This is a genomic window from Blautia sp. HCP3S3_D9, from assembly GCF_052063845.1.
Taxonomy (GTDB): Bacteria; Bacillota; Clostridia; order Lachnospirales; family Lachnospiraceae; genus Blautia_A.
Genome location: NZ_JBQHWS010000006.1, coordinates 42,135 through 60,493, shown reverse-complemented (window position 1 = coordinate 60,493; position 18,359 = coordinate 42,135). Strand labels below are relative to the sequence as shown.

15 protein-coding genes are annotated in these 18,359 nt (G+C 42.4%); 4 read left to right on the top strand and 11 right to left on the bottom strand.

Translation table 11 applies throughout. The features are described from left to right. Positions 1-3: 3 nt before the first annotated feature. The 4 genes from ACTNES_RS02810 to ACTNES_RS02795 all read right to left on the bottom strand — a co-directional run bounded on the left by ACTNES_RS02810 (position 4) and on the right by ACTNES_RS02795 (position 5,605). Positions 4-1,305: an adenylyltransferase/cytidyltransferase family protein gene (locus ACTNES_RS02810; RefSeq protein WP_291807597.1), complete on the bottom strand. Its 1,302-nt coding sequence runs from the start codon at positions 1,303-1,305 to the stop codon at positions 4-6. 324 nt (positions 1,306-1,629) lie between these two features. Further along, positions 1,630-3,135: an acyltransferase family protein gene (locus ACTNES_RS02805; RefSeq protein ID WP_300334298.1), complete on the bottom strand. Its 1,506-nt coding sequence runs from the start codon at positions 3,133-3,135 to the stop codon at positions 1,630-1,632. Positions 3,136-3,452: 317 nt separating this feature from the next. Then, positions 3,453-4,202 carry a glycosyltransferase family 2 protein gene (locus ACTNES_RS02800; protein WP_320813206.1) on the bottom strand — a complete coding sequence of 250 codons (750 nt, stop codon included), beginning with the start codon at positions 4,200-4,202 and terminating at the stop codon, positions 3,453-3,455. Between the two features lie 2 nt (positions 4,203-4,204). Beyond that, complete coding sequence (locus ACTNES_RS02795; RefSeq protein ID WP_216460753.1) at positions 4,205-5,605, bottom strand: sugar transferase; 1,401 nt, start codon at positions 5,603-5,605, stop codon at positions 4,205-4,207. Between the two features lie 459 nt (positions 5,606-6,064). On the opposite strand from ACTNES_RS02795, the gene ACTNES_RS02790 reads away from it, so the two are divergent. The 4 genes from ACTNES_RS02790 to mscL all read left to right on the top strand — a co-directional run bounded on the left by ACTNES_RS02790 (position 6,065) and on the right by mscL (position 10,478). After that, the gene (locus ACTNES_RS02790) at positions 6,065-7,204 is read left to right on the top strand and encodes a glucose-1-phosphate adenylyltransferase (protein ID WP_291805668.1); all 1,140 of its coding nucleotides are present in this window, start codon (positions 6,065-6,067) and stop codon (positions 7,202-7,204) included. Position 7,205: 1 nt separating this feature from the next. Continuing rightward, complete coding sequence (glgD, locus tag ACTNES_RS02785) at positions 7,206-8,321, top strand: glucose-1-phosphate adenylyltransferase subunit GlgD (protein ID WP_320813205.1); 1,116 nt, start codon at positions 7,206-7,208, stop codon at positions 8,319-8,321. A 667-nt stretch (positions 8,322-8,988) separates the two neighbouring features. After that, positions 8,989-9,582: a 50S ribosomal protein L25 gene (locus ACTNES_RS02780; protein ID WP_291805672.1), complete on the top strand. Its 594-nt coding sequence runs from the start codon at positions 8,989-8,991 to the stop codon at positions 9,580-9,582. 494 nt (positions 9,583-10,076) lie between these two features. Continuing rightward, a complete protein-coding gene (gene mscL, locus ACTNES_RS02775) occupies positions 10,077-10,478 on the top strand; it encodes a large conductance mechanosensitive channel protein MscL (protein ID WP_291805674.1) in 402 nt (133 codons plus the stop codon). Between the two features lie 59 nt (positions 10,479-10,537). On the opposite strand, the gene ACTNES_RS02770 is transcribed toward mscL, so the two are convergent. The 7 genes from ACTNES_RS02770 to ACTNES_RS02740 all read right to left on the bottom strand — a co-directional run bounded on the left by ACTNES_RS02770 (position 10,538) and on the right by ACTNES_RS02740 (position 18,301). Next, positions 10,538-11,092 (bottom strand): histidine phosphatase family protein, encoded by a 555-nt coding sequence (locus ACTNES_RS02770; RefSeq protein ID WP_216460911.1) that lies wholly within the window; start codon positions 11,090-11,092, stop codon positions 10,538-10,540. A gap of 267 nt (positions 11,093-11,359) precedes the next feature. Then, on the bottom strand, positions 11,360-12,940 hold the full coding sequence (locus ACTNES_RS02765; RefSeq protein WP_441038467.1) for a PucR family transcriptional regulator: 1,581 nt from the start codon (positions 12,938-12,940) through the stop codon (positions 11,360-11,362). A 176-nt stretch (positions 12,941-13,116) separates the two neighbouring features. Beyond that, positions 13,117-13,752: a cobalamin B12-binding domain-containing protein gene (locus tag ACTNES_RS02760; RefSeq protein WP_291805686.1), complete on the bottom strand. Its 636-nt coding sequence runs from the start codon at positions 13,750-13,752 to the stop codon at positions 13,117-13,119. A 256-nt stretch (positions 13,753-14,008) separates the two neighbouring features. Further along, on the bottom strand, positions 14,009-14,545 hold the full coding sequence (locus ACTNES_RS02755; RefSeq protein ID WP_291805689.1) for a DUF2284 domain-containing protein: 537 nt from the start codon (positions 14,543-14,545) through the stop codon (positions 14,009-14,011). 124 nt (positions 14,546-14,669) lie between these two features. Beyond that, complete coding sequence (locus ACTNES_RS02750; RefSeq protein WP_300335644.1) at positions 14,670-16,403, bottom strand: ASKHA domain-containing protein; 1,734 nt, start codon at positions 16,401-16,403, stop codon at positions 14,670-14,672. A 320-nt stretch (positions 16,404-16,723) separates the two neighbouring features. After that, complete coding sequence (locus ACTNES_RS02745) at positions 16,724-17,362, bottom strand: corrinoid protein (protein ID WP_291807377.1); 639 nt, start codon at positions 17,360-17,362, stop codon at positions 16,724-16,726. 120 nt (positions 17,363-17,482) lie between these two features. Continuing rightward, positions 17,483-18,301, bottom strand: a complete 819-nt coding sequence (locus ACTNES_RS02740; RefSeq protein ID WP_441038466.1) for a methyltetrahydrofolate cobalamin methyltransferase — start codon at positions 18,299-18,301, stop codon at positions 17,483-17,485. Positions 18,302-18,359 lie beyond the last annotated feature (58 nt).

Below are 18,359 nucleotides of genomic sequence, written 5' to 3'. Positions count from 1 at the left end.
GGGTTATCCTTTCTGATTAATTGTTTCCAAAATTTCTATTATTTTAACCGACTCATCATAGAAGAGCCGTGTACATTCTGTCCGTTTATCGCGGATCATGATCATCAGTTCCTGTAACAGGTAGCGGAAGCCATTTCCCTCAAAATTAAAACTATATCTCTTGAGAAATTCCTTTCCAGAAATATTAGCTTCGAAATAACCGGTATTCCACCAGTCATTTGGAATGGTAACCCTGCCATTGCTTCCAATAATCACAAGTTCATTCTCAATATCTACAGTTGTTCCAATCTCAATCGTTGCCAGCGCACTGGCATACTTCATCGTGATCATGTCATACACAAACTTACCACTTTGACTGCGGACTGCATTGGTATTAATGTCCTGATATTTCTTTCCCAGCAGCTTGATCACTGCGCAGATTGCTGTGCAGACAGTTTCGTTAAAAGTCTTGCCGCCTTCAAAATCATCCTGAGAAATGGCGCATTTTACACTTACCATATCTCCCACCAGATTGCTGTGTATCAGCCATACCAGCTGATTAAACGCACGCAGATAAACCAGAGTCATCCGATCGATCAGAACTACATGGTTCTCTCTTGCCACATCAAATAAATGACGCAGCTTCTCTGAGGAAAGAGACATCGGCGAATCACTGATCACATATTTTCCCTGCTTCAGTGCATGTTCAATGTATTCCACCCTCTTATTCAGAGAAGACTTAATATATACAATATCTACATCCGACAGAAACTCATCATAATCACTCCAGCAGGATCCCAGCTCATATTTATCGCAAAACTCCTGTGCTAGCTCCTGATTCTCACTAAATACCCGTTCTACATGAATACCGCTGACAAATTTGGATTCCTGAACAAAGTCATTATCTTCAATATTGTCCGTCGCAATTCCCATATTAAAGATAACACCTTCGCTGCGAAGTTTTGTACTGGAAATATTCTTCGTCCGTTCCAGATAAACTACATCACAATAATTCTTAAGATAATCAAATTTACCCCGCCAATCAGAACCAACTACCAGAACATCAATATCATATTTAATAATGTCACTAACCTTCTGACCCTGGTATTCTTCAATAATGATCTCGTCTGCCAGACCGGTTCTTCGCACATTCTCAATTCTCTTGATCAGGCTGTCCCTCACATTGAGCTTTCCGCGTTCGATATCAAAGCTCTCACTTGTGACACCTACGATCAGATAATCGCCAAGTGCTTTCGCCCTCTTGATAATATTGTAGTGGCCCTTATGAAACAGATCAAAAGTGCCATATGTGATCACTCTTTTCATTCTCTCCGTTTAACTCCCAAAAAAATTTTACTGATTGTAACTGCTTTGTACCTTCACAATTACATCTGATTTACACTATAGATACTTTTATTATATCATACTTCCCAACTTACGTCACCTATCTGTTACCAGAATGTTAAATTAACGTTAAGAAAAAATCCCATTAACACTCCAATGACATAATTTCTCTTGACCATGGCGCAATCCTGCCCGGAGGGCTTTTTATATAATTAGGAAATTCATCAGAATTTCCTAATTATATAAAAAGACTTTGAAATACTGATATACTACCATTCACAGTATTTCAAAGTCCTCAGTTGTGTTTTATTCTTTTTCTTCAGGCTTCAGTTCATCTAAATCCAATGCATCCGGCGGAAGCTCATTTAACTGCAATTCCTCCTGCATCTCTTCTGACTGTACCGCATCTGCCTGTAAATTTCCTGAATTATTCTCCTGTTTCAGTTCATCCAACAGATCATTATTCTTCATATTTCTGGTTGTTTTTTCCAACTCCTGGATCAGATCTTCAAGAGAAAGTAACTCTTCCTCCTCATTCTTAATCTGCTCATCCGGAATATCATCCAGATCATATTCCTCGATATCCAGATGATCCGTACCTGCTACATTACTGAAACCTTCATGTTTATCTGAGGTACGCTCCATCAGATCATCATCCAGATTAATCTTCTGCATATGACCATCCTGTTCGCTCTCAGAATCCAGCGTCGCCGCCAGTTCTTCAATCGCTTTCTTTCGTCTGAGAAGTTCATATTCATGATCCTCACGGTCATACTCCTCTTCCAGACCTTCATCTCTGACTGTCTTATCCTTCTTAATAAGAATAAATGCGATCAGATTCAGTACCCCTGTATACAGAAGATCTACCGGCAGACTTCCCAGAACAAGGACAAATACCAACGATACCCCAAGTAGTGCCCAGACATTGTTCATCTCAGGGATCTGCAGAATATACAGACCATTCATAATGATCATGATCGGATAATGGAAGAAATAAATTCCCATCGTATGACGTCCCACATAAGTAAGCGGCAGCTTAATATCCGGCAATAACGCAAGCAACGTATAGATCAGGATAAAAGATACCAGATACATCAGCAGTCTGAGAATGATTCCTTCCGGGTCTGTCAGACCACAGAGTTTATATCCATGATTACCACGGAAAATTGCAATTCCCATATCATTAGTAATCATATAATTCGGTATTGCCCACAGCAGTACTGCTGAAATCGGAACCAGCACCCATTTCCCCTTAAACTTACGAACTGCAGTGATATATTCACTCTTCCACAGATAACCAGCCACAAAGAATGGGAAAAATACCACAATTCTTGATGCAGACAGGAAAGTCGTAAACTCCGGTCTGGTTCCTGCCCATAATGCAATAGCAATACTGATCGGAACGATAAATCTGATCTTGCCCAACGCTTCAATAGTAAGACGATAAATAAATAACGCCAGAATATACCACATAACCGTTCCGGTCGGTCTGAGGATCTCATAGTCTACAGACCTTCCCAGCCAGATCTGTGAATACCAGGTCAGAGTGTAGCCCAAAATATATGGGATCAGCAGATTCTTAAAATTCTTCAATGCATTCTGCGGCTTCTTGGACAGATATCCCGAAACAAAAATAAACGCAGGCATGTGGAAAATAGTGATCGCATACCACACATATCTTACCACAGTGTCTACCTTTACGAGGTTGAATGCAATAATATGGTTAAATACTACCAGAAAGATAAGCAATACCTTGAAATTATCGATCAGGTAGGAGTAAGGCACAGCCGGCCTCTCTTTCTTTATTCTCATATTAAATACTATCCTTTAATCATATTCATAACCTGACATGAATCGAAGAAATATATTATTTTCCCTCTTAAGCAGGTCACAGTTATTACACCAATGATAACATATTTTTACGATTTATGGAATAGGAACTTAATAATCTGTTTAATGAAAGTATTTCCATTGTTACTATTCACACGCTACTATCCCGCGAGGTGTTTTGGCATGAATATGCCAAAATCCCGAGACATGCCGTGCGAATTTATGCTATACGCAGCACAGCGCGGTCTGCCAGATTGTATCATCTGTACAAACCACGCTGTAGATTCATAAATTCAATATTATTTATGACAATATTTCCAAATCCCATGCACTGCATATGAGCAGAAAAAAATACAACTCTTAATCCTGCCATAGCCTGCGTACCTGTAAACATTATAAGTCATAGCCGCCGATTTCAGCTTATTTCTGGACTTACCGCCCTCACTTAAGCGATATTTCAGATACGGCTTATTAACCCCTGCAGCATAGCCATATTTACGTAGAACCTTCAGCCAGGTAATATAATCCTCATGACTGTCATCGTGCTCCATTGGAAATTCCCGTGCCACATCTGTTCTCAGCATCACCGAAGAACAGTTAATACTGTTATGCTTCAGAAGTTCTCTGTAGGTGATCTTTTCCTTCACCGGAATGGTACGGCCTGTACTGTTTCCGTCTGCCCTCATCAATTCACGGCCCGTAGAGCACAGCACATATCCTGTCTCCTCGAGACAATGCAGCTGTTCTTTCAATTTTCCCTTCTCCCACCAGTCATCCGCATCCAGAAAGGCAATATAAATTCCCTGTGCAAGCTTCACGCCTTTGTTTCTGGAGCCTGCCGCACCCATATTCTGTTTGTTCTTAATATACCGAAAGTCCTCTCTACCCTCATAGGCAGACAGGACTTCCTGTGTATGGTCCGTGGAACCGTCATCGATCACAAGGAGTTCCACAGAAACTTCCTGCTCATAAACAGAATCCACAGCCTGTTTAATATACTTCTCTCCGTTGTAAACCGGCATGATCACAGATACCAGCGGTTTATTCATGGTCATTCCTCCGTTTTATTCTCTGAAGCTTCAGCGGTTCTGCCGGAATCCTTCAGCGCATTTACCTGCTTGTCGTCTACTCCCTCGGATACCTCTTTCTGGAAAAAGATCTTAACTGTCATAAAGATCAGCTTAATATCCAACAGGAAAGAATAGTTCTCAATATAAAACAGGTCCAGTTTTAATTTGTCATAAGGAGTGGTGTTATACTTGCCGTAAACCTGCGCATATCCAGTCAGTCCGGCTTTTACTTTCAGACGATAATAAAACTCCGGCAGTTCTTTTTCATACTCGTGCATGATCATCTTACGCTCCGGACGCGGTCCAACCAGAGACATATCTCCCTTAAATACATTGAAAAGCTGCGGCAGTTCATCCAGATGAAGATTTCTCAGCACTCTTCCAACCGGAGTGATACGGGAATCATGCTTGGATGCCAGTCTAGCTCCGTTTTTCTCAGAGTCCACGCACATGCTGCGGAATTTGCAGATCTTAAACGGAGTACCTCCTATGGTGAGACGATCCTGAAAATAAAATACAGGACCTTTGTCGTATGCTTTTACCGCAATCGCTATGATCAGCATGATTGGTGAAGTTATGATAATGCCAATTCCGGAAACCAGAATATCCAGTACTCTCTTTGCAACACGCTGATCTACTGACAGCCCCATGTTTCGAGACATCAGAAGCGGAGTGTCAAAAAGATGGATACGTTCACTTCCCATCAAAATGATATCTGAAATCTTCGGACTGACATAGCATCGAATCGAATGCGCAAAGCAAAACTTCAGATAGCGGTTTCTCTCTGTTGACGGCAGATCCCATATGATCACTCCATCATAATCCCGCATCATTCTGTGAATTTCTTTCTCTCCCTTGCTGACATGAACCTTACCACTGATATCGTATTTATCCTTTCTGGAATTCATCTTGTGGATCAGGTCATCTCCCGGATCACGGTCGCCGTAAATAACCAGCAATTTACGTGCACGATATAATTTGGAATAAATATATCTGGAGCCAAAAATCCAGATAATGATCAGTATCAACTGGATCATCGTCATCTCGATCATCGGCCATATGCTCAGAAACCATCTGTTGATCAGAGTGATCTCCAGATATTCCACTGCATTCGTACACAAGAGTGCCAGTGTCAGGGAATAAAATACGTCTATCCTCTTAAGATATCCGACTTTCAGTCCACCGTACAGCTTTGCAAACATGGCAAACATCAGACCGTAAATCGCGATCAGTACCCAGTTACCTTTTCGCCAGAATGGTTCATCGATCTGTCCTCTGTAGACTGTGTACCACACATAGGCAAAGACAGCCATCTGTGCCAGTACAACCAGACTCGCCAGACAGAACACGATAAATCGTTTATAATCTTCTCTCTTACTCACGTGATAACCTCTGCTTCTTTAAGTCCGGCGGATAGATCATCCGCTCTGTTGTTTGTTCATAACCAGATACCTGCTTCGCAGTCTGGCTGAATATCGTTACTGTTTACTCTGTTCTCTGCAACAACAGCATCATACGAACAGTAACTACATCTTCAAAAAGAATATCTGCATCAGACCTGCACCATCGATACACTGTCTTCTTTTAGTCAGATACCATAAAGTCTTACCTATTATAACGTAAGAAGTATTATACGTCCACCTGTTTTCCTTAAATTTGTGTATATTTACGTATCACACTTCTTCCATTTTCCCCATTATTTTGTGTATAATGTATAATTTTTCGTCGATTTAACGTGGTTTGTAGCGAAAATTTTACATATTTTTTTCAGAAACCTATGGAAATATGCAAAAAAAAATTGTATAATATTGTGTAATAAATGAAAGCGAGGGTTCACTATTATGAAACAAAATAGTATGTTGGCCATGATCCTGGCCGGCGGTCGTGGCAGCCGTCTGCATGATCTTACCAATAAAGTGGCAAAGCCAGCCGTTTCATACGGCGGTAAATATCGTATCGTAGACTTTCCTTTAAGTAACTGTGCCAACAGCGGTGTTAACGTAGTTGGTGTTCTTACACAGTATGAATCCATTCAGCTGAACAGCTATGTTGCAGCCGGCGGACGCTGGGGACTTGATGCCAAAGACAGCGGTGTTTACGTTCTTCCTCCGCGTGAGAAAGCTGATGAGAATCTGAATGTATATCGTGGAACCGCAGATGCGATCTCCCAGAATATCGACTTTATCGACAAATTTGATCCTGAATATGTTCTCGTTCTTTCCGGTGACCATATTTATAAGATGAATTATGATGAGATGCTTGCAGCCCACAAAGCAGCTAATGCAGATGCTACTATCGCAGTTATCGAAGTCCCGATGAAAGAAGCAAGCCGTTTCGGTATCATGAACACCGATGAAACAGGCCGTATTGTTGAATTCGAAGAAAAACCGGAACATCCGAAGAGCAATCTTGCATCCATGGGTATCTATATCTTCACATGGAAGCTTCTCCGCAAGATGCTGATGGCCGATATCAAGAATCCAGATTCCAACCATGACTTTGGTAAAGATATCATCCCTACTATGCTTAACGATAACAAGACTCTTTATGCATATAAATTCAAAGGCTACTGGAAAGATGTTGGTACCATCGACTCTCTCTGGGAAGCAAACATGGATCTGTTAAGTTCTAAGAACGAACTGGATCTGGGCGACCCGGCATGGAAGATTTATACAGAAGACGTTACTGCTCTTCCACAGTATATCAGTGCAGAGGCAGATGTTAAAGATGCATACATTACACAGGGCTGTGTTGTTGCAGGTGAAGTGAAACATTCCGTTCTTTTTACAGGCGTTAAGATTGGTGCCGGTGCGAAAGTTATCGACAGTGTACTGATGCCAGGTGCTATTGTAGAAGAGGGTGCTGTTGTTCAGCGTGCACTTGTAGCTGATGGTATCCGCATCGGTAAGGGTGCTGTCGTAGGCAGTGCAGACAGCGAGCACATCGAGCTTGTAGCGAAACGTGTAAAGGGGGCAGAATAATATGTATAAGGCATTTGGTATCGTAAACTCCTCCGGGAGAAATATTTATGTAGATGGTATGCAGGATTATCGCCCGATCGGCGCGTTTTCCTTCCTTGGAAGATACAGAGTCATCGACTTCCCTATCTCCAATATGACTAACAGCAATATTGACCGTATCCAGGTTTATATCAACAATAAACCACGTTCCGTTGTAGAACACGTTGGAACAGGACGTCATTACAACATCAACTCCAAGAGCGGCAAACTTCAGCTTCTCTTCTCAGAGCACAACAATGACAATGATATCTACAATACAGATATCTCCTGCTACATGGACAATATGGAATCTCTGAGCCGAATGACTCATCCATATGTTGTTATCGCTCCGAACTACATGGTTTATTCCATTGATTTTAACCAGTTTATACATACACATATTGACTCCGGTGCAGATGTTACTCTGCTTTATCACTCTGTTGACAATGCAAGAGAAGCTTATCTGACATGTAACGTTCTGAAACTGAACCGCCAGAAAGGTGTTGAGTCTATCGAACCGAACCACGGTAATAAAAAGAACCAGAATATCTACATGGATACCTGCATCATGAAGACTGAGCTCTTTATCAGCCTGGTAAAAGAAGCTAAGAAGCTTTCCTCCATGTACACTCTGACAGATATCCTGAATGACAAATGTGAAACTCTGGATATCCGTGGCGTTGCACATAAGGGATACTTTGCAAGCATTACAGATTTCCCAAGCTACTATGCAGCAAACATGGATCTTCTTGACTACGAAGCAGCTCAGGAACTCTTCCATGAGAACTGGCCAATCTATACACGTACCAACGACTCCTGCCCGACTCAGTATTTCGATACAGCAGAAGTTAAGAACTCCGTAATCTCCAATGGCTGCCGAATTGAAGGTACTGTTGAGAATTCCGTAATCGGCCGTGGATGCGTGATCAAGAAGGGTGCTGTTGTTAAGAATAGTGTTGTACTCGCTGAAGTTACAATCGGTGAAGATGTTCACGTAGAGAATGAAGTCGTTGACAAATGGGCACGACTCATTCATAAGAAAGAAATCGTATCTCCGGCTGACCAGCCTGGTTATATCAGGAGAGATGATACTCTGTAATTAATGATTAGTTAGATGAAAAGATCCCCTGGAAGTCGCACCTTCCAGGGGATCTTTTAGGTTCCAATTTGTTCTAAGATATGATACACTTATTCTGTTGTCACATCCCACACCGACAACAGGAGGGAGGTGAGTACATGCCAATGTTACTTCATATCCTCATTACAGATATTATTTCTTTTATGCTCTCTGTCTTAGCAGGCATCCTTAGTAATTACATATATAATAAGCTGACAGAACATAAACGTGACAATAAGAAATAAGCGGAACCTCAACCGTAAATCGAGTGAACCCCCGGAAGCAGCCACTTCTGGGGGTTCTTTGTTTTGTGAATACAGTCAATATTACTTCTTACTTTCATATCCGTTACAATTATAACATATGCTATTCCGAAAAGCAATACGCCTAATTTTTCAGGTCAGATAACATTTTAGGCAGATATACACAATTTATTTCATCCAAATTTGTAAGATTTCACAAATTCTTCACACTTTCCCCCTTGCATTTCATCCCTTGCGTGTTATAATACAGCTGTAACAAAGGTAAAGAACAAGCAAACAACTGAATACTCAAAAATACTTAACACCACCTGGAGCATAATAGATGCTCATTAAGTAAAGATAGTGTCAAGCGTGTCACCTCAGCTGTAAAATGGAGGAAAAGTCAAATGAATACTTTAAAAGCTGAAAAAAGAACAATGGACACAAAGGCCAAAAGATTAAGAAGAGAAGGCTACGTTACAGGTAACGTATTTGGCAGAGAAATGGAAGGTTCCATTCCTGTTAAGATTGAGAAATCTGCAGTCGAGAAACTTCTCAAAACAAGCAACAAAGGTAGCCAGATCATGCTGGATGTAGATGGTCAGTCTTATGACGTACTGATCAAAGAGATCCAGTTCAATCCGTTAAAAGGACAGGTGGATGAAATAGATTTCCAGGCACTGGTAAGCAATGAGAAAGTACATTCTGTAGCAGAGATCGTACTTGTAAACCATGACAAACTGGCAGCTGGTGTATTACAGCAGCATCTGGAAGAAATCTCCTTCCGTGCTCTCCCATCAGCACTGGTAGACAAAGTTATGGTAGATGTCGGTGACATGAAAGTCGGCGACGTGATCAAAGTCAAAGACCTCGCCATTGCTCAGGATAAAGATGTAGACTTAAAGACAGACCTCGAAGCCGCAGTTGTATCCGTAGCCGCAGTTCACGTAGACCCGGCTCTGGAAGCTGAGGAAGAGGCTGCTGAAGAAGAAGCTAAATAACATAATATCTCTTTTAACACCTATTCAGGTACGCTAATGCGTACCTGAATTTTTTTGTCAGAATATACTATTCCTAACAGACATTTACAATTCAATAAAGGCCAGGCTTCAAAAATATTTGACCGTTTACGTTCCGAAAAAGAATTAATCGTACTAAAGAACAATCAACCATCAGCTATCATTCTGTCTCCTGAAAATAAAATTTCAAGATTTGAGTATACGAGTGGTTTACAAACTGGAATATATAGATGATGTTATGAAAATAATCATCATCTCAGCACGAACAGATGAAGCAGTATACAAAGAAGCTGCCAAAAGACGAGAGAAAAATAAATTCTAACTTCATAAGAATAGTACATCCAGAAGCATTGTAACAATACCTTATCTACATTGTTACATTGCTTCTTTTTATGTTTACTTCCCCCACAAATAATTGACCTTTCCAGTCATCTACGCTATCATAATGGTATCACACTTTTAAGGAGGAAATTCCAATGAAAAAATTCATGGAAGAATTCAAGGCATTTGCCCTGCGCGGCAATGTCATGGACATGGCAGTCGGTGTTATTATCGGAGGTGCTTTTTCCGGAATCGTAACCTCTTTGACCGACAACTTCATCAACCCAATTCTTAATGTACTCACAGGTGGAGCTACATACACACTTCAGGATGTATCCGGATTTGCATCCTCATTTATCGCATCCGTGGTGAACTTCCTCATCATGGCGTTCATCCTCTTCTGCCTGCTCAAAGCAGTAAACAAAGTCACCTCCCTCGGTGCTAAGAAAGAAGAGCCTGCCGCTCCGACAACTAAGAAATGTCCATTCTGCATGAGTGAAATCGATATTAAAGCAACACGCTGTCCACACTGTACTTCTGAATTACCAGAAAAATAATTTCAAAACATTCAAATAATCGATCCAAAAAGCCAAGGGGTATCCAGAGGGGACGCGGCTTAAGCGTCCTCTTTGGGAAACTCAAACTTCCGAATTTCGCAATTCTTAATCCCAAACTTCGCAAATTCCTCATTTGTCATATCTGTAAAATAAGATTGGATTGCCCTCGAAATCCCATTATGCGCAACCAGTAGATAAACCTTATCATCTGCCTCTTTCTTAATATCATCGATCAGATTATAAATTCTCTGGCAAAGATGAAGCATGGATTCTCCACCTTCATAAGTATTAGCGAAACTCTCCTTCGCTTTCTTAAACTCCTCCCCATTTCTCGGAGTAGACTCATATTTTCCAAAATTCTGTTCTTTCAGTCTTGGCTCCATTCTTGCCGGAATGCCTGTGATCTCAGATACATGCTTTGCAGTATCAGCCGCACGTACCAGCGGAGAATAAAGAATCTCATCAATATGAATCTCCTGCTTCAGAATCTCCTCACCAAGTTCCTTCGCCTGCTCATGTCCTTTTTCGGTAAGCTCAATATCTGTCGCACCGCAGATCTTATTCTCTACATTCCATACAGTCTGTCCATGTCTCGCAAAATAAAAATATCCCATCGTATCTCATTTCCTTTCCTGTCTGATCTGCTACATTAATACAATTGATGCATCATGTAGCACTATTTCTCTGGTTCACTGCAGATACATTTTATTCTGAACCTGCCTTTTACCAGACATTTTACCAACCCATACTCAGAAACTCAATACTCTGGGATATTCCATTTTTCAATAACGGTATCCGTTTATACCTATACCTTATGCGTAATCCTTATTCTCATAGCATTCCAACAATTCTGCCAATTCCTGCAGTTTCATCTTTTTCTTCTATTCCTTCTCCTCTTCCTGCTCCAGCAGCCTGAATGACAATTCCAGATAAAAAATCTCCTCCGGATCATCCAGATCAGACTGCAGAATTTCCTTAATTCTGTCCAGTCTGTAGAGAAATGTACTTCTATGAATAAACAGCTCTCTCGCTGCCTGAGTCGCACTCAGATGTTCTTCCAGATACACCCTCAGTGTTTCCATATATTGTGTCTGATTTTCTTCATCATGTTTCTTCAGTTCCAACAGTCCCTCATGACAGATCATTGACCCTGGCAGTCTTCTGGTAGACTGCTCCAGTATATACGTCAATGCCACCTGACTGAAATAATGGATCCACAGATAAGGCTTCTTACGACTTCCTACATCCAAAGCAGTCTTCGCCTGCACATACTGTCGGCGCAGATTCATATGTCCCTCCATCACTCTGCTGTATCCAGCTTTCAGATAAGTATCACGAATAAAATAGATCAGTTTACCAGCAATTTCTTCCTGATCCATTCCCAGTCTGGTCAGATTAAAAAATGCCACAATCTCATCCTGATAAAGAAAACTTAATGAATCCTGCAGTTTCTTCTTGATATATCGGCAAATGGCCTTCGTTGAAAGATTCTGCTGGTTCAGATACGTAATCTGCAAAATCAAACACATATATTCATGATTCCCACTCCATCCCAGTTCACTCAGCTCTCTGCTCACCTGCATATAATCCGCAGTCCTGTCCGACAGAATCCTAACAAAAATCTGCTCCATATCCCTGTCCGGATCTTCTTCCTCTGCTTCATGTGCAAGCAGATACTCTAATTTCTCTACCAGAATATCCAACACACAGATAACTCTCGGCGTAATCTCCACCCTGCACTCTGTCAGAACCAGCCTGTGAGTTGCTTTCTCATCCACAAACATATTTCTGTTCATGGAACGGCATCCACTGATATAAGCCGGAAACATCACATATTCATGTGTGTCTGCCATCTCACGGTAAGTTTCATTTTGCAAAAGCGCGTTTACATACTCCATATTCAATCCATCATCTGTGTACAGCCGCGCTCTATGTGGCAGATACTCATTTCCCGCTTCAGCCACGAAAGTAAAATCCAGTCCCATTACAGTCAGCGGATTCTGCAGAAATTCTGAAGTCACCTGCAAGAGCCGATCCATTCCAGCATGCTCTAACATCAGGTCATGGATCTTTCGTTCCCATTCATCAGCTGCATCAAAAATCTCCTGCATGTCATTCATAAATTCTGCGATTTCTTCCAATCTCTCAAGTGCTACCTGAATATAAGCCCCTTTTCCAACTACCGCTTCCTCTTCTTCTCTGTCAGCATCTTTTCGTTTACAGAAAATCCAGAAGATATCTTCCGCCTTCGAACTTACTGGCTCCCACTCATCAGCATCACATCCCTGAATCACATATACATGTCCTGTCCGAAATCCATCTTCTGACTTTTTCCCCTCTTTACTTATTCCACAACGCAAAAAAGGGCGCAGATATCCGTCTGAACCAGATAAATTTCCCTTTTCCTGAATTTCATATTTCTCTTTTATTTTCTCATATAAATAAACTGATGACAGCCGCAAGTCTCTTGTCCTCCTGTTACATAATCTCGATGCTGATTCTGCCAGTCAACATGAGATAATCTGCTTTTATGCTTTTATTCTTTTATGCTTTTCATCCATTCATTTGACTCTTTATACATTATAGATTTGACTGAAATCTTCAGCTGTCCCAAGTACTCTCAGTAAACAAACGGTTTTCACACAATAAACGTCTTCGCCACTTCCACAGCTTCAATACAGTTCTCCGTATAAGCATCCGCTCCCATATTCTTAGCCAGCTGCTCAGTCACTGCACCACCGCCAACCATGATCTTAAATTTATGCTTACTGCTGCTTCGCTTCAAAGACTTCACCACCTGCTCCATCTCTGGGATTGAAGTGCTCAAAAGAGAAGAAATACACACGATCGACACATCCGGATTCTGCTTCACTGCACGCAGAAACTGCTTCTCTGAAATATCCACACCCAGATCGATCACCTTAAATCCAGCACTCCGGAACATAATCGCAACCAGATTCTTACCAACGTCATGAAGATCTCCCTCCACAGTTCCAAGGATCACAGTCCCGATATTCCGTCTGCTAAACTGTGCGTCCTGTTCCTCAAGCAGTTCAAAACTCTTACGCACACTTCGAGCCGCTGCCAGGATCTTAATAATATCCGATCCGTTTGTCTTATAGTTCTCGCCCACTGTCCTCATGGCAGGAGTCATTGCCTCCTCCACAATTTTTGCAGAAGAAATATGCTGTTTCAATGCCTCTCTCACTAGCTTCTCCGTATCCCCCGGATGCCCCTCTTCAATTGCTTTTCGTAACTGTTCAAGTATTGTCATATATCAAGCCCGCCCTTAACCATTCTCCTACAAAAAATCCCCCGCCTTACGGCGAAGGATCTTTTTATCCATTCACGCTCACAATTACTGCAATAACTGCGTTTTCAGTATATATTCTATCATAGCACGCCGTCATTTACAATGTAAAAGCACTTTCATTTTTATCTGCAGAACTTTCTACATTACTGTTCACAGGTAATATCCCGCGAGGTGTTTTTTGTGAGCGAAGGTCACAGAAAACCCGAGACATACCTTTTCACTCCAACAGATAACAGCTTGTATAGGCAATTGTACAGTCCCCATAATAGTACTGCAGTCCATTTGCCTGACAAACCTGTGTCACCAGCATTCCATAAGCTTCCATAGAAGAAAAAGCCTGCTTCGGAAATCTGCATGGTGCATCCGGATAAGTACAGACTTTGCACTTCGTGCAACATCCCGCACCAATCGCCAGCATATCCGGATAAAGTTCTCTCAGCTTCTTCTCAAACTCTACAAAATACTCTTTATGCCTGGCCTCTGTTTCCATCATACCCTCACCATCCAAAGCGTCTTCCAGCTCACCAACCGTCTGGACAATAATTCCATATTTATACTGGTGTACTTTTGCTTCACATTCCTCAAGAGAACCGCATCCCGGAGGGCAGCTCCAACACTTGTCATATTTATGGCATGTATCTGCTGCACACATCTGCCGCACTTCCGGCTTTAGTTCAATCGTATCACAGTCCAGCAGTGCTACATGCGAGAATCCCTGCTCTATTCCCATCTGCTCTAATTTCTTTATGTCCATAATCTAAGCCCCCCTTACTAATCTCTCACATAATCTGAAATCTACCATACTTCTATAACATCTTGCAAAAAGCCTTTTTCAAACATACTCTAGTAAATCTCAAGAATTCCACATTTTCGCTGGCCTATTCATTTGCTTCAAACCCCAGCTCATCAATAAAATAATCCTGAAAATCACCCGAAGCCGCTAATTCCACAAAATCAATCTTTCCTACCAGTTCATCCATCTCCAGCATTTCTCTCTCATTCACAAGCGCAATCTTCGCACCCTCACCAGCAGCATTTCCCACAGGCTTCACTTTCTTCACAAGCGCCGCTGGAAGCAGCCCAATCTTTCCTGCACTGACCGGATCCATATAGTTGCCAAAAGCACCCGCAATATATACAGAACAAATCTCCTCTTCTGTAATCCCAAGTCGTTTCATAAGCATCTGAATCCCTGCCGCAATCGCAGCTTTCGCAAGCTGAACCTCTCCGATATCTTTCTGCGTCAGATAAACGCCTCTCTCATTCCCTGCCTGCTCCAGCGGCACCAGCATAAACACACCCTGCTTCTCCTGTCCACTGCTCAACGCTCCATTCTCATCCAACATTCCTGCATCCAGAAGCCCTGCCACCAGATCGATCAATCCCGAACCACACAAACCAACCGCCGGTTGATTTCCCACAGTCGTATAATCCCACTTCCCATTCTCATACTTCACATGATCCACAGCACCTGCTGCACCACGCATTCCACACTCAATCTTCGCACCTTCAAAAGCAGGTCCCGCCGCAGTAGAACAAGTTACCAGACGATTCCTGTTTCCCAGAACCATCTCACCATTCGTTCCAATATCTATCATCAGCGAAATCTCGTCTTTCTGATCTTGCCTCAGCGCCAACAGACATCCACAGGTATCCGCTCCCACATAACCCGCAATATCCGGCAGCATAATTAACTCCGCTTTCCTCTGCACATCCAGACCATAATCCCCTGCATTCAGAACCAGCCTCTCACTTACAGCAGGCGTATAAGGCGCATGCACCAGCGAAGCCGGGGAAATCCCCAGAAACAGATGATGCATACAGGTATTTCCCACAATACACACCTGAAAAATATCCTCTCTGGAAATTCCGGCATCCCCGGCCAGAACTCCCAGCATCTCATTAACCGCTTCCCGAATACACCGACTCAACACATCCGTCCCATGCTCCAGCGCATAATTCGCTCTCATGATCACATCCGCTCCATACTGTGCCTGCGGATTCATCCGACTCTCCACTGCCAGCATCCTGCCATCCTCACTATCCAGCAAATACCCCGCAATCGTAGTCGTCCCAATATCAAACGCCGCCAGGCATCTTCGTCCAGCTTGCTTTCTCATTTCCAGAATCCGTCGTCCACTGTAGATCACATACCAGTCATCAGAATCTCTGCGCATCCCATACAACTCTCCCGCCAGCTTCAGATCCACTTCCATCCGCTCCGGCTCAACATCACTATCCATCTCCGCCAATTCATCCAGAAGTCTCTGCCAGTCCGACCGCTTCTCCCCGGGTCTCGCCTTCTCCAGCTTAACCTGCACCATCCGCAGTCCCGGTTCAAACACAACTTCTCTGTTAAATCCATCCGTCAAAATCTTCTCACTGCCAGCCCTGTCCAATGTCTCCACTACACAAGTCTCACCTTCACTGATCCGCACCTGACACGCCTTAACCACTTCACCATTAATCTTAACCAGACACTTCCCACATTTCCCCAGACCACCACAAGGCGCATCTGGCCGCAGTCCAGCCCTGATCTCCGCTTCCAACACCGAGGCCCCATCTTCCATCTCTATCTCAATATTCTCACGAACAAATTTCACCCAAGCCATATAAAAACCTCCCACACTTGCCCAATAATTAATTCCATTCACCTATCTGTTAGCTCACATCCAACAACTGCTTCGCATCTCATTCACCCACTCGCGAAACCAATACCCAGCTCAGAAAAATATTTTATTTCATGTGCATTTGCAGGGGTCTTAGACCCGAAACCGCACATGAAATAAAATATTTTTCTGAGCGTCCCTCTTTCTCCATTATACCACCCGAAAAGAAATTCCAAAATACGCAAAAGGACCACTCCACAGAGCAGTCCCTCCCCATTATATTTTCATGTTATACTTATACCCACAATAATCGTCGCTCAGGTTTAAGCCGCTGCCAGCTTCTTAGCCAGTGAAGCCGCACTAGCCGCATCATCAGAATATCCGTCAGCTCCTATTTCTTCAGCAAATGCCTCAGTGATCGGTGCACCGCCAACCATAACTTTAATATTACCTCTGAAATCAGCCGCATTCAAAGCCTCAACAGTTTCTTTCAGAGCCGGCATAGTAGTTGTCAGCAAAGCAGAAAGTGCAATGATCTTAACATCCGGATTTTCTTTATAGCACTCAATGATCTTAGCCGCCGGAACATCAACTCCAAGGTCAATAACCTCAAAACCAGCACTCTCGATCATCATAGCAACCAGGTTCTTACCAATATCATGAAGGTCACCTGAAACAGTCGCAATGATAACTTTACCCAGTGCACCAGTAGAACCAGTTGCCAGATGCGGTTTCAGAACTTCAACACCTTTCTTCATGGCACGAGCTGCAACCAGCATCTCCGGAACAAAAATCTCACCATTTTTAAATTTATCACCAACAATAGACATCGCACTGATCATACCATCATTCAGGATTGCAACCGGATCATCACCCTCATCAATCGCTTCCTGAACTGCAGGTCCTACTAATTTCGCTTTTCCTTTTTCTACTAATTCAGCAACTTCATTTATCTTAGACATAATCAAATCCTCCTAACATTTTTCTGAATTTCTATTCTCATATTCTATCTAATGACTTCATTACTGTTCACCAAATCTCCTGCAATACGTTTTGCAGAACATCACCAACAAACAGGAAGCTTATTTTTTCTTTGCTGTACCGATCAAACCCTCTCTGTAAGCCCCGATATATTCCATACAGTAATCATCCAGACCAAGCAGTGCCTCTGTTGCATAAACAAGCCCAAGCATATCCTTATTTGTCGGATCCATGATTCCACTGTCCAGTCCTGCATTCATTGCCAGAACCAGGAAACCATAATTGATCAGTTTACGAACCGGCAGATTAAAGGAAATATTACTGATTGCCGCTGTGATATGAATAGACGGATACTGCTCACGTACACTTGTGATCGTCTCAATATTCGTTGCAATACCATCCTCAGAAGTACAAAGCATCTCAACCAGCGGATCAATATGAATTCTGTTCGGAGCAATTCCATACTCCTTTGCTTTCGCCATGATCTTGTCAAAAACTTTCAGACGGTCTGCTGCACATTTCGGAATACCTGTATTATCACTCAGTAAAGCAATAACCTGCCATCCTTCATTTCCCGGCTCTGCCATAATCGGGAAGATTGTATCAATTTTATGTCCCTCTCCTGATACAGAGTTAAAAATTCCAGGTTTCTTGCAGAATTTGTATGCCTGTGCCAGAACATCCGGACTCGGGCTGTCAATGGAAATCGGAAGATCCGTAACTTCCTGGATACAGTCGATCATCCATTTCAGAGTTTCCATTTCCTCAGCTTCCGGAACAGAAGCACAACAATCAATATAAGTAGCTCCGCTGTCTGCCTGAAGCTTTGCTCTCGCTTTAATAAATTCTGAATCTCTTTTCGCAATCGCTTCTGCAACGATCGGAATAGAGCCATTAATTTTTTCCCCAATAATAATCATTTCTCAAACACCTCCATAGCATCATCTTCTGCCGCACTCAAAATCTCATCTACACATC